The 13,172-nt window shown below is 67.0% G+C and carries 13 protein-coding genes, 1 tRNA gene and 1 pseudogene; 2 read left to right on the top strand and 13 right to left on the bottom strand.

Features of this window, described 5'->3' with window-relative positions; genetic code table 11:
- Positions 1-84 precede the first annotated feature (84 nt).
- Genes AC1DZT_RS07385 through AC1DZT_RS07375 form a run of 3 tightly spaced genes read right to left on the bottom strand, consistent with a single transcriptional unit; the run spans position 85 to position 2,036 of the window.
- A complete protein-coding gene (locus tag AC1DZT_RS07385) occupies positions 85-561 on the bottom strand; it encodes a DUF2948 family protein (RefSeq protein ID WP_478005974.1) in 477 nt (158 codons plus the stop codon).
- Entirely contained in the window at positions 558-1,826 is a 1,269-nt protein-coding gene (gene murA / locus AC1DZT_RS07380) for a UDP-N-acetylglucosamine 1-carboxyvinyltransferase (RefSeq protein WP_478005973.1), read from the bottom strand. Before murA ends, AC1DZT_RS07385 begins: the two co-directional genes overlap by 4 nt.
- A 9-nt stretch (positions 1,827-1,835) precedes the next feature.
- Positions 1,836-2,036 carry a hypothetical protein gene (locus AC1DZT_RS07375; RefSeq protein WP_478005972.1) on the bottom strand — a complete coding sequence of 67 codons (201 nt, stop codon included), beginning with the start codon at positions 2,034-2,036 and terminating at the stop codon, positions 1,836-1,838.
- 127 nt (positions 2,037-2,163) lie between these two features.
- On the opposite strand from AC1DZT_RS07375, the gene AC1DZT_RS07370 reads away from it, so the two are divergent.
- Positions 2,164-2,238 (top strand) — tRNA-Thr (locus tag AC1DZT_RS07370).
- 178 nt (positions 2,239-2,416) lie between these two features.
- Here AC1DZT_RS07370 and AC1DZT_RS07365 read toward each other — a convergent pair.
- The 9 genes and pseudogenes from AC1DZT_RS07365 to AC1DZT_RS07325 form a co-directional block, all read right to left on the bottom strand.
- Positions 2,417-3,100 carry an ABC transporter permease gene (locus AC1DZT_RS07365; RefSeq protein ID WP_478005971.1) on the bottom strand — a complete coding sequence of 228 codons (684 nt, stop codon included), beginning with the start codon at positions 3,098-3,100 and terminating at the stop codon, positions 2,417-2,419.
- Complete coding sequence (locus tag AC1DZT_RS07360) at positions 3,097-3,810, bottom strand: ABC transporter permease (RefSeq protein ID WP_478005970.1); 714 nt, start codon at positions 3,808-3,810, stop codon at positions 3,097-3,099. The genes AC1DZT_RS07365 and AC1DZT_RS07360 overlap by 4 nt, the downstream gene beginning before the upstream one ends.
- A gap of 54 nt (positions 3,811-3,864) precedes the next feature.
- Positions 3,865-4,659 carry a transporter substrate-binding domain-containing protein gene (locus AC1DZT_RS07355; RefSeq protein WP_478005969.1) on the bottom strand — a complete coding sequence of 265 codons (795 nt, stop codon included), beginning with the start codon at positions 4,657-4,659 and terminating at the stop codon, positions 3,865-3,867.
- Between the two features lie 62 nt (positions 4,660-4,721).
- Positions 4,722-5,561, bottom strand: a complete 840-nt coding sequence (locus AC1DZT_RS07350) for an ABC transporter ATP-binding protein (RefSeq protein ID WP_478006292.1) — start codon at positions 5,559-5,561, stop codon at positions 4,722-4,724.
- 21 nt (positions 5,562-5,582) lie between these two features.
- Positions 5,583-6,617, bottom strand: a pseudogene (locus tag AC1DZT_RS07345) (DUF2817 domain-containing protein); the annotation flags it as partial.
- Positions 6,614-7,966 carry an FAD-binding oxidoreductase gene (locus tag AC1DZT_RS07340; RefSeq protein ID WP_478005968.1) on the bottom strand — a complete coding sequence of 451 codons (1,353 nt, stop codon included), beginning with the start codon at positions 7,964-7,966 and terminating at the stop codon, positions 6,614-6,616. The gene AC1DZT_RS07340 and the pseudogene AC1DZT_RS07345, both read right to left, overlap by 4 nt.
- On the bottom strand, positions 7,963-9,081 hold the full coding sequence (gene hisC / locus AC1DZT_RS07335) for a histidinol-phosphate transaminase (protein ID WP_478005967.1): 1,119 nt from the start codon (positions 9,079-9,081) through the stop codon (positions 7,963-7,965). Before hisC ends, AC1DZT_RS07340 begins: the two co-directional genes overlap by 4 nt.
- A gap of 5 nt (positions 9,082-9,086) precedes the next feature.
- Complete coding sequence (locus AC1DZT_RS07330; protein WP_478005966.1) at positions 9,087-10,106, bottom strand: 2Fe-2S iron-sulfur cluster-binding protein; 1,020 nt, start codon at positions 10,104-10,106, stop codon at positions 9,087-9,089.
- Complete coding sequence (locus tag AC1DZT_RS07325) at positions 10,103-11,140, bottom strand: aromatic ring-hydroxylating dioxygenase subunit alpha (RefSeq protein WP_478005965.1); 1,038 nt, start codon at positions 11,138-11,140, stop codon at positions 10,103-10,105. The genes AC1DZT_RS07330 and AC1DZT_RS07325 overlap by 4 nt, the downstream gene beginning before the upstream one ends.
- Before the next feature lie 109 nt (positions 11,141-11,249).
- Between AC1DZT_RS07325 and AC1DZT_RS07320 the strand changes: the two genes are divergently transcribed.
- Entirely contained in the window at positions 11,250-12,194 is a 945-nt protein-coding gene (locus AC1DZT_RS07320; RefSeq protein ID WP_478005964.1) for a LysR substrate-binding domain-containing protein, read from the top strand.
- 30 nt (positions 12,195-12,224) lie between these two features.
- Here AC1DZT_RS07320 and AC1DZT_RS07315 read toward each other — a convergent pair whose 3' ends face one another.
- On the bottom strand, positions 12,225-13,133 hold the full coding sequence (locus AC1DZT_RS07315) for a LysR family transcriptional regulator (RefSeq protein ID WP_478005963.1): 909 nt from the start codon (positions 13,131-13,133) through the stop codon (positions 12,225-12,227).
- Positions 13,134-13,172: the final 39 nt, after the last annotated feature.

The raw sequence follows: 13,172 nt of genomic DNA, 5'->3' as shown, positions 1-13,172 counted from the left end.
CGAACCACTTCTGCCTGCCTTCCTAAACTGACATGTCAGTTTAGGAAACAGGGAATTGGCCCCAAGACAGCCTCCCGGGCGGCTTCATGCGTCGTGATCGGGCGCCTTGCCGGAAATCGCGCGATAGGGGCGGCTGACATCGGTCAGGGTCACTTCCAGCGCCTCGACCTCCAGCGCCACGACGCCATCCCCGGCGAGGATCAGCTCCACCACGCCAGCGCCTTCCGCGCCGGGGACGAATCGCACCTCCAGCAGCGAGAGGATCGTATCCGCCTCGCCCCGCGCGATGCCCTGGCTGCGCACGGCCAGCACGGTGTCGAAGACCATCAGGCTGCGCACCCTTTCGAACGGGCGGCCAAGGCGTTCGGCCAGGGGCTTGTCCTCCCAGCGGAAGCGGTTGAGGAGCAGGGCAAAGCGGTGCTGCCTGCGGGCAAAGGTCATGTCAGTGCCCGCAAGGACCGCGTCCTGCACCAAGGCGGCCATGATCGCCAGATCCTCGGGCGCTTGCGCGATCAGGCGCAGGGGGGCGTCGTCGCCATCTTCAAAGCTTGCATCGGTCATGCCTTGATCCGTTCGATCAGCGCGCCACAGGCCCGCAGTTTTTCCTCGACCCGCTCATAGCCGCGGTCGAGGTGATAGACCCGGCTGACCACCGTCTCGCCCTCGGCGGCGAGCGCCGCGAGGATCAGGCTGACCGAGGCGCGCAGGTCGGTCGCCATGACCCGGGCGCCCTTCAGCTTGTCGACGCCGGTCACGGTGGCATGGCCGCCATGCACTTCGATCCGCGCGCCCATCCGGATCAGCTCGGGCGCGTGCATGAAGCGATTCTCGAAGATCTTCTCTTCCAGAACCGAGGTGCCATCGGCGGTGCACAGGAGCGCCATCATCTGGGCCTGCAGGTCGGTCGGGAAGCCCGGGAAGGGTTCGGTCACCACATCCACCGCAGTGACCCGCCCGTTCTTGCGCGAGACTTTCAGGCCCCGCGCGGTTTCGGTCACCGAAACCCCGGCCGCATCCAGCTTTTCAGCGAAGGCGCCGACAAGGTCCAGCCTGCCGCCGATGCATTCGATCTCGCCGCCGCAGATCGCCGGCACCAGCATATAGGTGCCAAGCTCGATCCGGTCGGTGACCACGGGATGGGTCGCGCCATGCAGGCGGTCGACGCCCTGGATGGTGATGGTTGAGGTGCCCTCGCCTTCGATCTGCGCGCCCATCTTGCGCAGGCATTGCGCCAGATCGACGATCTCCGGCTCGCGCGCGGCGTTTTTCAGCACCGTGGTGCCCTTGGCCAGGGTGGCGGCCATCAGCGCATTCTCGGTCGCCCCGACCGAGACGAAGGGAAACTCGACCACCGCGCCCTTCAGCTTGCCGCCGATCGCCTTGGCATGGACATAGCCGTCGCGCAGGTCCAGTTCGGCCCCCATCGCCTCCAGCGCCTTGAGGTGCAGATCGACCGGGCGCGCACCGATGGCGCAGCCGCCGGGCAGCGAGACCACGGCATGGCCATCGCGCGCCAGCATCGGCCCCAGCACCAGAATCGAGGCGCGCATCTTGCGCACGATGTCATAATCCGCCGTGTGATTGGCGATGTTGTGCGAGGACATGGCCAGAACCTGACCCTCCTGCAGGCTGGCCACCTCGGCGCCGAGCGACTGCAGAAGCTGCGTCATCGTCGCAATGTCCGACAGCCGCGGCGCATTGGTCAGCGTCAGCGGTTCATCGCTCAGCAATGTCGCGGGCATCAGCGTAAGACAGGCGTTTTTCGCCCCGGCGATCGGAATCGCCCCCGACAAAGCCCCGTTGCCCTTGACCAGAATCGAATCCATGTGCCCGCCTCATTCCAAATCGTTATCCGCCGCGGTCGTACCGCCGGGCGTTTGATCTCTGTTTTCCGTGCCGTCTTCGGCCCCGATCTCCTGGCGCGCCCGAGCCTGCGCCTTGCGGCGCCCCATATTGGCCTTCAAGGCCGCCTTCAACCGCTGTTCGCGGCTGAGCGGGCCGGAGGCCTTCCTGTCGGACCGGGGATCTTGCGTCATGGGGGCTTGTGTAGCGCAAGGGTAAGAAAGGGTCCAGTTGAGATGGTAATTTGCTCTTGCACCCCGTCCGCTTTGCGTCTAATCACCCGCCACGCAAGCCGAGGCAAACGCCGAAGCCTGACGCGATGCTGTGGTAGCTCAGTGGTAGAGCACTCCCTTGGTAAGGGAGAGGTCGAGAGTTCAATCCTCTCTCACAGCACCATCCTCCCCCAGCAAGACATTGATTTCAGGGCGCAAACCATTGTGCCTGGCCTCGCCTGTCCGGCCCTGCGGCTGCGCATCGCTTCGGCCGCCTTTGCGGGCGGCCGGGTTCGGGGTGGGGCGGGATCGGAGTCTGGAACTGGCCGGGGCCGCAGCGGGGGTTTTGCGCCCGGACCGCCTCAACCGCGCTGGTGGCGGGTCAGGCGGCGTTCGGCGAGGCGGACGGCGCCGATCAGGATCAGGTTGATCACCAGATACATCGCCCCCGCGATCGCGAAGATCTCGAAGATGGCGAAGGTCTTGCTCATCAGCCGTTTGGCATAGCCCGTCACCTCCAACACCGTGATGGTGGAGGCGAGGCTGGTGCCCTTGACCATCAGCACCAGCTCGTTGCCATAGGCGGGCAAGGCCTGGCGGATCGCCAGGGGCAGCTCGATCCGGCGGAAGCGCAGGGCGCGGCTCATCCCGCAGGCCTGGGCGGCCTCGATCAGGCCCGCGGGCACCGATTGCAAGCCGCCGCGCAGGATTTCTGAAGTATAGGCCGCCGTGTTCAGCGCCAGGGCCAGCACCGCGCAGCGCGAGCCTTCGGAGATGACCCACCAGAGCGCGGGCGTGTGCTGCACGAAGTCGAACTGGCCGAGGCCGTAATAGATCAGGAACAGCTGCACGATCAGCGGGGTGCCGCGAAAGACGGCGCTGTAGCCTTGTGCCACCTGCGCGATCACCGGGGTCGGCGACAGCCGCATCATCGCCAGGCCAAGCCCGAGGTTGAACCCGATCGCCACCGAGACCGCGGTCAGCGTCAGGGTCATCATCAGGCCCTTCATCAGGACGGGCACCACCGAGAAGATCAGGTCCATCATGCCACCTTTGCCTTGCGCGAGGCCAGAAACCGCTCGACCCAGCCAAAGCCCGCCTGGCTGACGAAGGTGATCAACAGATAGGCCAATGCCGCCACCAGATAGAAGATGAAGGGATGCCGCGTCGAACCCGCGCCAACATATGCCGTCCGCATCAGCTCCTGCAGGCCCACGACCGAGACGAGGGCCGTGTCCTTGATCGTCGTTTGCCAGACATTGTTCAGCCCCGGCAGGGCGATGCGCAGCATCTGCGGCGCAATGATGCGGCGGAAGATCCGGCCTCCGGGCAGGCCAAGCGCCACCGCCGCCTCGACATGGCCCCGGGGGACGGCGGCGAGGGCGGCGCGGACGACCTCGGTCGAATAGGCGCCCGAGATGGCGCCGATGGCAAAGACCGTCACCACGAAGGCATAAAGCGTGTCGGGCAGACGGTCATAGCCGAAGACGGTCGCGATCCGGCTGACGAATTCGACCGAGCCGAAGAACAGAAGGTAGATGATCAGAAGCTCGGGCACGCCGCGCACCACCGAGGTATAGACATCGACCACCTGCGCCAGCCCGGCGACGCGGCGCCATTTGATCACGCCGCAGACCGTGCCGAGGATCAGGCCGAAGGCCATGCTGGCCAGGCCGATGGCGATGGTCACCAGAGCGCCGCGCAGGATCGCCAGGACCCAGCCGTCGTTCCACAGACTTTGCCAGCCAAATTCCATAGCGTGCAGCCTTTCATCGCAAGGGCGCGCCCGGGTCCGGGCGCGCCGGGGGGCTTATTGGCAGGGGCGCGAGATATCCATCTTGAACCATTTGAGGCTGGCGGCCTTGATCGAGCCATCCGCCCCCAGCTCGCAGATCGCCTTGTCGATCTTCGCCTTCAGTTCGGTGTCTTCCTGGCGGATGCCGATGCCGGTGCCCTCGCCCAGCGTCGGGTCATAGGTCGAGATGATGTTCACATCGACGAACTGGAAATTGGCGCCTTCGGGTTTGTCCAGAAAGGCCTGCAGGGCAGAGACATCGGCAAAGCCGGCCTCGACGCGGCCCGAGGCGAGGTCGATCTGCATCTGGTCCAGCGAATCATAGGATTTCAACGTCGCATCGGGGACCAGCTTTTCCATGAAATGGGCATGGGTGGTGCCGGCCTGCACGCCGACCGAATGACCGGCCAGCGCCTTCAAGAGTTCGGGAATGTCCTTGATCCCGGCCAGCGGCGAATCCTTGGCCACCACGACCTTGTTGGCCAGTTCCGCATAGCCGACCGAAAAGCTGATCTCTTTCTTGCGGTCCGCCGTGATCGACATGCCCGAAACGATGACATCGAACCGCTTGGCCTTCAGCGCCGGGATCAGGCCGTCGAAGGCCTGCACGACGAAGGCGCATTTCATCTCCAGCTTGGCGCAGATCAGGTTGGCGACATCGGCGTCAAAGCCGGAGACGTTGCCATTGGCATCCGCGATGCTCCACGGCGGGTATTCGCCTTCGGTGCCGACGGAAAGGGTGCCTTCGGCCTGGGCGCCGATCGCACTGGCCGCCAGAAAGGCGAGAAAAGACAGGATCTTGAGTTTCAAAGCGTGTCTCCATGTTGGGGTTGGGTTGGACTTGGGGGAGCTTGCCGCTGTCGCGGTTCTTCTTAGAAGGTTCGGGCCAGGAACTGGCGCAGACGATCCGATCTGGGGTGGCCGAACAGATCGGCCGGCGGGCCTTCCTCTTCCACCACGCCCTGGTGAAGGAAGAGGACCTTGTGGCTGACCTCGCGCGCGAATTGCATCTCGTGGGTCACGAGGATCATCGTGTTGCCCTCTTCGGCCAGGGCCCGGATCACCCGCAGCACCTCGCCCACCAGTTCGGGGTCGAGGGCCGAGGTCGGCTCGTCGAAGAGCATGACCCTGGGCCGCATGGCCAGGGTGCGGGCGATGGCGGCGCGCTGCTGCTGGCCGCCCGACAATTGCGCCGGATAGGCGCTGTGCTTCTGCGAGAGGCCGACCTTCTTGAGCAGCTCATGGGCATGGGCGATCGCATCGGCGCGCCTTTCCTTCAGCACATGGATCGGCGCCTCGATCAGGTTTTCCAGCACGGTCAGATGCGGCCAGAGGTTGAAGTTCTGGAACACCATGCCGACCCGCGCCCGGATCCGCTCCACCTGCGCCTTGTCGGCGGGGGACGAGCGGCCCGGACCGATGTCCTTCATCCGCACCACCTCGCCGTCGATGATGACGCGGCCGCCGTTGGGCTGTTCCAGAAAGTTGATGCAGCGCAGCAGCGTGCTCTTGCCCGAGCCGGAGGAGCCGATCATCGAGACGACCTCCCCCGCCCGCGCAGTGAGGTTGATGCCGCGCAAGACCTCCAGCGGGCCGAAGTATTTGTGCAGGTCGATGACCTCGACCGCCGGGGTGCCCTTGGCACCCGCGGCGGGGGAGGCTGCGGTTGCCGCGACCGGAAAGGCGCCAAGCGCGCGGTCGAAGTGGCGCAGGCTGGCGCCGAGGCAGGCCTGCTGCCAGTCGCGGTCCTCGGGGATGAAACCTTCGCGCAGGGCGGCCTTGATCGCGGCCCCCTGCGGCGAGGCGAGGTTGCCATGCAGATGCAGCCAGTTCTCGTCGATCACCCGCTGCATCATGGCAGGCCCGTCCAGCGTGCCGCATTCGATGACCAGCGGCAGCACCCGTGCCTGCGGCAGGGAACGGCGCACCATGTCCGAGACATAGCCGGTCGCAGTGGCGGCGATGCCGGTCTCTGTCGTGGCATTGTGGCCGGTCAGGACGGGCACCATGGCAGGGCCGAAGACCTCGCGCCCGCGGTCCAGCCCCGGATGGGGGCCGACAGCCACCGACAGAAGCGCCGGATAGCCATAGGGCCCTGCCCCGGTGTGCAGGTCAAAGACCGTGACCTCGCGCGCGGCCTGGGCAAAGCGGGCCAGGATCTCGGACAGGGTGCGGTTGGACCAGACCGGACCGGCGCCGCCGTAAAAGAGCCCGTCGGGATGGTGGTACTGGCCGGCCTGGACGATCGGCGCAAAACGCGCGCCGAGCGCACTGGCAGCGGCGGCAAGCGCGGGTTCGGCCAAGCTCGGCGGCGCCTCGGCCCCGCCCACCAACAGCGGATGCAGCGGTTCGTAATCGGGATTGGCCGGCAGCGGCGCCGCCCAGTCGAGGAAGTTGCGGTTGAGGTCGACATTGTCCTCGTTGACCCGCCGCGACCAGGCCGTGCCCCAGGGGTTGATCAGGTGGATCATCATCACCGCCGTATCGGCCGGCAGGCGGGTCAGTTGCGCGGCCCAGACACTCTGGCAGGCCGAGCCATAGGCGCCTTCGACGCCGTGGGTGCCCGAGATCAGGATCATCAGCCGGGTGGCATCCCTCGGGCCGATCCAGCCGACATCGGTCGTCAACGCCTCGCCCTCGGGGCCGGGCAGCGGATGGGCAAAGGCCAGGGTCTCGGCCCCGCAGCGTTCCATCGCGGCAAGGAAGCGCTGGCGCATCTGGGGGTAAGAGGTCGCAAAGGCGGCGCTGCGGGCTTGGGTCTGCGTCATTGGGGAAGATCCTCGCGGGGCGCGGGCAAGACTTTGCCGGGGTTCATCAGGTTGGACGGGTCAAGGCAGCGCTTGATCTGCGCCATCAGCGCCAGCTTGCCCGGATCGCTGCAGTCGCGCAGCGCCTCGGTCCGTTTGGCGCCGATGCCGTGTTCGGCCGAGAAGGACCCGCCAAGGTCGCGCAGCGGGGCGTAGAGAATGGCCTCGACCCTGGCATTGACCTCCGGGGCGAGGGGCCCCTCATGGTTCAGCACCAGATGCAGGTTGCCATCGGCCAGATGGCCAAAGAGGAAGGGCGCCAGCCCCAGTTCGGCCAGTTCGGCCTCGACGCGGTCGAAGTATCGCCCCAGCGCCGCCAGCGGGACCGAGATGTCGTAGGAGGGCGCGCCGGGATAAAGGTGATAGATCGCCCCGGTGTTCTCGCGCAGCAGCCAGACCGCGCGCTCCTGCCGGGCGGAGGTGGCGATCAGCCCGGTCGCCGAGGGGTGCTGTTCCAGCGTGTCGGCGTAAAGCTGCATCAGCGCCTCCTGCAGCGCCGCCGCGTCGCGCCCGCCCAGCTGCAGGATCAGGGCCAGGGGCGTATCCAGCGGGAAGGCCGGCTCGTTCCAGCCCTGCGCGGCGGCGGTCAGCCGCAGATAGGGGTTCCACAGGGCCTCGGCCGCGCGCAGATGGCCGGTTTCGGGCGCAAGGGCGCGCGCGATCAGGTCCAGCACCGCGCCAACATCGGGCAGGCCGATCAGCGCGGTTGCGGTGGCCTGCGGCACCGGGTCAAGCTTCACGACCGCCCGCGTGATGACGCCCAGCGTCCCCTCGGCCCCGATCAGCAGGTGCTTGAGGTCATAGCCCGCGGCATTCTTCACCACCCGCGTCATGTCGGAATAAAGCGAGCCATCGGGCAGAACCGCCTCCAGCCCGAGGACGCGGTGGCGCATCACCCCGTTGCGAAAGGCCATGACGCCCCCGGCATTGGTCGACAGCATCCCGCCGATCGTGGCCGTGCCGCGGGCGGCGAGATCGATGCCCGGTTCCAGCCCAAGCGCTGCGGCCGCGGTCTGCAGCGCCTCCAGCGTCACGCCGGCCTGCACCACGGCGATCCGGTCAGACGCTTCGATCACCTCGATCTCGGCCAGCCGCGCGAGGGAGAGGACGACCTGCCCCCGCCCCGCCTCGGTGCCGCCGACCAGACCGGTGCGGCCGCCCTCGGGAATCACCGAGGCGCCTTCCGCGCGGCAGAGGCGCAGCAGCGCCTGAACCTCGGCCACCGAACCCGGCAGGGCCACAAGAACGCCGTCACGGTCGCGGATGCGGTCCGGGCCCAGGGTGCCCCTCAGGGTCTGGGCCAGGCTCATGCCAGCACCTGGCGCAGGGCGCGGATCAGGCGGTCGTTTTCGGCGGCGCTGCCGATGGTGACGCGCAGATAGCGCGCATAGCCCGCCTCGCGCCAGGGTTTGACGATCACCCCCGCCTGGATCAGGGCGGCGGCCATTTCGGCACTGTCGCGGCCGCAGTCAAAGAACAGGAAGTTGGTCTGCGACGGCGCCGGATGCAGGCCGATCTCCCGCAGGGCACCGGCCATCCGGTCGCGCTCATGGCGCAGACGCGCCACCGAGGCCTGCATCCAGCCTTCGTCCTGCAAGGCGGCGAGGGCTGCGACCTGAGCCGCACCATTCACGTTGAAGGGCGTCTTGGCGGCAGAGACGACCCGGGCAATCTCGGGGTGGGAACAGACCGCATAGCCGACCCGCAAGCCGGCCAGCCCATAGGCCTTGGAGAAGGTGCGCAGCACGACGTGATCGACGCCGCTGCCGCGCAGGGCCTCGATCCCGTCGACGGACCCCGGCTCGGCATATTCGAAATAGGCCTCGTCCAGCACGAAGAGCGTGCCGGGCCGGATCGCGGCGATGATCCGGGTCAGGGCCTCGCGGTCCAGCGCCGGTCCGACCGGGTTCCACGGCGAAGACAGAAACAGAAGGCGCGGGGCCTGGGCCAGCGCCGCCTCCAGCGCGTCCAGATCGAAACCGCAGGCATCGGTCATCGCCACCTTGGTGACCTGCGCGCCCAGCGCCAGCGGCTCGATCTCGTGCAGGCCAAAGCTGGGCGTGACGGTCAGCACCTGCGCCTGCGGGGTCAGCACCGCGCGGCAGATCGCGGCGATCATCTCTTCCGAGCCGTTTCCGGCGACGATGGCGGCCGGATCGCAGCCGAGCCGCCCCGCAAGGGCGCCGCGCAGTTCCGTGCAGGACGGGTCCGCATAGCGCCAGGGCTGGAACTGCGCGCTCGCCAGCGCCGCCAGAACGGCGGGAGAGCAGCCCTCGGGGTTCTCGTTGCTGGCAAGCCGGGCGATGTCGGTGAGCCCGCTCAGGCTTTGCGCCTTGGCGAGGGTCATGCCGGCGTTATAGGGCGGCAGGGCGGCAAGATTGGGGTTCAGGCTTACGGCTGGCTTGGTCAGGAGGGGATGGGTCATGGCGGTCAAAGCTCCAGCACCACGGCGCCCCTGGGGCGGGTGCAACACAGAAGGATATGGCCCTCGGGCGGCGGGTCGAGCGGGTCGTCCGTCCAGTCGACCGCGCCGTCGATCAGCCGTGTCACGCAGGTGCCGCAGACCCCGGCCCGGCAGCTGAAGTCGGGGGTCAGGCCCTGCGCCTCGGCAAAGTCGAGAAGGCTGGCGCTGTCATCCCACGGCGCTGTTCGGGCGCTGGTCCGGAAGGTCACCGCATCGCCCGCTACAGGGGTCTCGGCGGTCTCGGCGGGTTTGGCCGGCGCAGGCTCGAGCTGGGAGGCGGGGCCGAAGAATTCATGCGCGATGCGGGCGCGCGGCACGCCAAGATCGCGCAGGATCGCAAAACAGGCCTGCATGAAGCCCGGCGGGCCGCAGAGATAGACATCATAGTCATCCAGCGGCAGCAGGCTTTGCAGAATCTCTTTGGTCACAAAGCCTTCGGAGTGGAAAAGGCCCGCGGCGCGGTCCGCCTCCGAAGGGGCGCGGTAGCAGAAATGGGCCCGCAGGTTCGGCGCGGCGCAGAGGCGCAAGACCTCGTCGCGCAGGGCATGGTCGGCGCCGTTCTCGACCGCGTGAAGAAACAGCGTGCGCCGCCCGGTCTGCGCCAGACGGTGCAGCATCGCGACCAGAGGCGTCAGCCCGACGCCGCCGGCCAGAAGCAACACGGGGCGCGGGCTCTCCTCATCCAGCACGAAGTCGCCGCGCGGCGCCTCGGCATGCAGAAGATCGCCGGGGCCCACTTGGTCATGCAGATGGCCCGAGCCCTGCCCCATCGCCTCGCGCTTCACGGTGATCCGGTAGCGGCCACCGTCGTCCGGCGGACCCGACAGGCTGTAATTGCGGATCAGCCCGCCGGGCAGGCGAAAGACCAGGAACTGACCGGGCTTGTAGCTCTGCCAGGGCCCGAGGGGCTTCAGCCAGAACGAGGTGATCAGCCGGCTTTCGACCTCCTTGCCCACCACCTGCAGGGTCAGCGCCGCGCCGCTCATTCGGCGGCGACCTTCGCGCCTTGCTCGTCCTCGATCAGCCTGGCCAGGGTTCGGCGGAAGCGCAGCGGGCCGACATCGATCTTGAGATCCAGATTGGGCGTCCGCTTCTGCGCCATGCCCTTGTGGACGGCGGTCAGGACCACGCGGTCCTCTTCGAAGGCGCCGCGGACCGAGGTGGCGAAGCGGGCCGAAACCTCTGCGTCATCGGGCGCGAAATTGCGCATCTGGAACCAGTAGTATTTGGTCGTATCGGCATCGACCGGGGTCATGAAGTTGTAGCTGTCCATCAGGAAGACATCCGGATCGGCGGGCTTGCCCTCGCCCCCGGTGCCCGCCGGCGTGAAGATCGCCTTGATGATCGCGTTCGAGGGGTAGCGCACCTCGTAATGCTGCTTGCGGTCGCAGTTGCCGGCGAACTTCAGGAAGGGCGCATAAAACGGCGCCGGCGGCGTATCCAGCATCCAGCGCCAGACCGTCACCCCATCCGGGTTGATCGTGGTGTTGAGCGGGGTCTCCTCGGTCGCGGCATTGCCGAAGGAGGTCGGATGCACCCAGGCGGTGTGCGAGGGGTCCAGCAGGTTGTCGGTCATGTAAAGGTAGTTGCAGGCCAGGGCCATCGACTCGCCCTTGTTGATGCCCCAGGCCGGATCGCCCCAATGTTCGACCTGAAAGATCAGCCCCGGGTCGGCCTTCTCGGCATCGCCCATCCAGATCCAGAGCAGGCCATAGCGCTCTGCCACCGGATAGGCGCGGACCTGGGCGACATGGGGGATCTTTTCGGCGCCGGGCACCCGGGTGCAGATGCCTTTGCCGTCGAAGGTCAGACCGTGGTAGCCGCATTCCACCTGGTCACCCTTGATGCGGCCCATCGACAGCGGCAGCTTGCGATGCGGGCAGGCGTCTTCGAGCGCCACCACCTCGCCCGAGGTCTTGCGGTACAGCACCACCTCTTCGCCCAGCACCTTGATCGGCACCAGCCCCTGGCCGATCTCGTGATCCCAGGCGGCGACATACCAGGCATTTCGCAGAAACATGATCCACTCCGACGATTATGTGCAGACATATTCGTAGCGGCAGCCCTGCGCGAAACCTATCCATTTTAAATGCGTTCTAATATAGTCTGGCTAAAGCAAGGAGACCGCCATGCCCCATCTGCCCCTGCGCGCGATGCAGGCCTTCGAGGCCTTCGGGCGCCTTGGAAGCGTCACCGCCGCAGCGCAGGAGCTGGGCGTCTCGCTCGGCGCCATCAGCCAGCAGTTGCGCAAGGCCGAAGAGGCGGTGGGCGTGCGGCTGGTCGAAAGGGCGGGCCGCCACATCACCCTGACCCCACGCGGGACGCGCTATCTGGAGGACCTGAATGCCGGGTTTGACCGGCTGCGAGAGGCGCAATCGCGGGTTGGGCGGCTCAATTCCGATACGGTGCTGACCCTGTCCTGCCTGCCTTCGCTGGCCAGCAAATGGGTGGCGGCGCGGCTATTCGACTGGCAGATGCACCATCCCGCCGCCACGATCCGCCTGATCGGCGAGGATATCGAGCCGCGGCTTGGCGCCGAACAGGCGGATTTCCGGCTGTCTTACGGGCGGATGTCGCGGCATTATCTGCACGCCGCCCAACTTTTCACCGATTGGGTCGTGCCTGCCTGTTCTCCAGCCTTTCTAAAGCAAAATCCGGTGTCCTGCCCGGCGGATATCTTGCAACTCCCCCTCTTGGAGATCGAATGGGACCGCGATCAGGGCGACAGCCCTGGCTGGGCCGAATGGGCCGCCGGTCTGGGTCTTGCACCGCGCAATCTGGGGGGGCAGATGAGCTATTCTCTGTCCAGCGCGGCGATCGACGCCGCGATCAACGGGCGCGGCTTCGTGCTGGCGCAGCTGTCGATGGCGGCCGATGACATTGCTGCCGGGCGGCTGGTCCTGCCGGTCGATGCGAAGATGAAGCTGAAGGAGCCCTATTTCCTCGCCTGGGATCTTGGCGCCCTGGGCAAGCCGCTCGGGGCAGAGCTGCACAGCTGGCTGACGATCCTTGGTCGCCAGCAGGAGGCCGCCGCCGGGCGGCTTCTGCGCGACATCGGCGCGGCCCCCGGCTGACCCCCGGCTTGGCACGGGACAGGGGCGGCGTCACCCGTTCAGCGGCGTGTCGGCCAGAAGCCGGACCAGCCAGTCGACAAAGACCCGGACCTTGTTGCTCAGATGCCGGTTGGGCGGGTAGACGATGTAAAGCGGGATCGGCTCCAGCGTCCAATCCTCCAGCAGCGGCACCAGCGCGCCGCTGCGCAGGTGTTCGGCCGCCATGAAGCGCGGCACGCCCGCAACCCCCAGACCCGACAGCGCCGCCGTCACATAGCTGCGCGCATCGTTGACGGCGACGATATAGGGGGCGTTCACCTCGACCACGTCGCCGGCCCGGGTGAAGCTGAGGGGCAGGCTGCGATAGCTGCGCGCCATGAAGTAGTTGACGCAATGATGCCGCGCCTCAAGCTCGGCCGGATGCGAGGGAATGCCGAACGCGGCCAGATAGCCCGGCGTCGCACAGGTCATCATCCCGACCTCGGCCACCCGCCGCGCGATCAGCGACTGGTCGCCGGGCGGCCCGCCGCGTAGGGCGCAGTCGACATTCTCGGCCAGGTAATCGACGGTGCGGTCGCCGACGCCGAGATCGAGGTGGATATCGGGATATTTCCGGCTGAAATCGGCCAGCGCGGGGATGACCAGCCAATCGGCGAAGGCCCCCGCCATCTCGACCCGCAGCCTGCCGCTGGGGCTGGCCTGCGAATGGGAAAGCGAGCCGTCCAGTTCGTCGATCTCCGCCACGATCTGCAGCGCGCGTTCGTAGTAAAGCGCGCCATCCGTGGTCACGATCACCCGCCGCGTCGTGCGGTTCAGCAGTTTGGTCTGCAGATGCGCCTCGAGGTTCTGGATCAGGTTGGTCACCGTGGCCTTGGGCGTCCCCAGCGCCTCGGAGGCCTTGGTGAAATTCCCGGTCTCGACAACCCGGATGAAGGCCCGCATGGCAGAGAGTTGGTCCAAGGCGTATCTTCCCTGCTGATGGCATCATTATTCGAGATT

It is taken from the genome of Rhodobacter sp. P1_C2 (assembly GCF_056406375.1).
Note: the sequence above shows the minus strand (reverse complement) of the source record. Positions and strands in the feature narration are given on the sequence as shown.

What these genes read in the sequence shown, in the direction of transcription:
- AC1DZT_RS07385 (WP_478005974.1), bottom strand. Translation starts at nt 561, where the DNA reads ATGACCGATGCAAGCTTTGAAGATGGCGACGACGCCCCCCTGCGCCTG.
- murA (WP_478005973.1), bottom strand. Translation starts at nt 1,826, where the DNA reads ATGGATTCGATTCTGGTCAAGGGCAACGGGGCTTTGTCGGGGGCGATT.
- AC1DZT_RS07375 (WP_478005972.1), bottom strand. Translation starts at nt 2,036, where the DNA reads ATGACGCAAGATCCCCGGTCCGACAGGAAGGCCTCCGGCCCGCTCAGC.
- AC1DZT_RS07365 (WP_478005971.1), bottom strand. Translation starts at nt 3,100, where the DNA reads ATGATGGACCTGATCTTCTCGGTGGTGCCCGTCCTGATGAAGGGCCTG.
- AC1DZT_RS07360 (WP_478005970.1), bottom strand. Translation starts at nt 3,810, where the DNA reads ATGGAATTTGGCTGGCAAAGTCTGTGGAACGACGGCTGGGTCCTGGCG.
- AC1DZT_RS07340 (WP_478005968.1), bottom strand. Translation starts at nt 7,966, where the DNA reads ATGAGCCTGGCCCAGACCCTGAGGGGCACCCTGGGCCCGGACCGCATC.
- hisC (WP_478005967.1), bottom strand. Translation starts at nt 9,081, where the DNA reads ATGACCCATCCCCTCCTGACCAAGCCAGCCGTAAGCCTGAACCCCAAT.
- AC1DZT_RS07330 (WP_478005966.1), bottom strand. Translation starts at nt 10,106, where the DNA reads ATGAGCGGCGCGGCGCTGACCCTGCAGGTGGTGGGCAAGGAGGTCGAA.
- AC1DZT_RS07325 (WP_478005965.1), bottom strand. Translation starts at nt 11,140, where the DNA reads ATGTTTCTGCGAAATGCCTGGTATGTCGCCGCCTGGGATCACGAGATC.
- AC1DZT_RS07320 (WP_478005964.1), top strand. Translation starts at nt 11,250, where the DNA reads ATGCCCCATCTGCCCCTGCGCGCGATGCAGGCCTTCGAGGCCTTCGGG.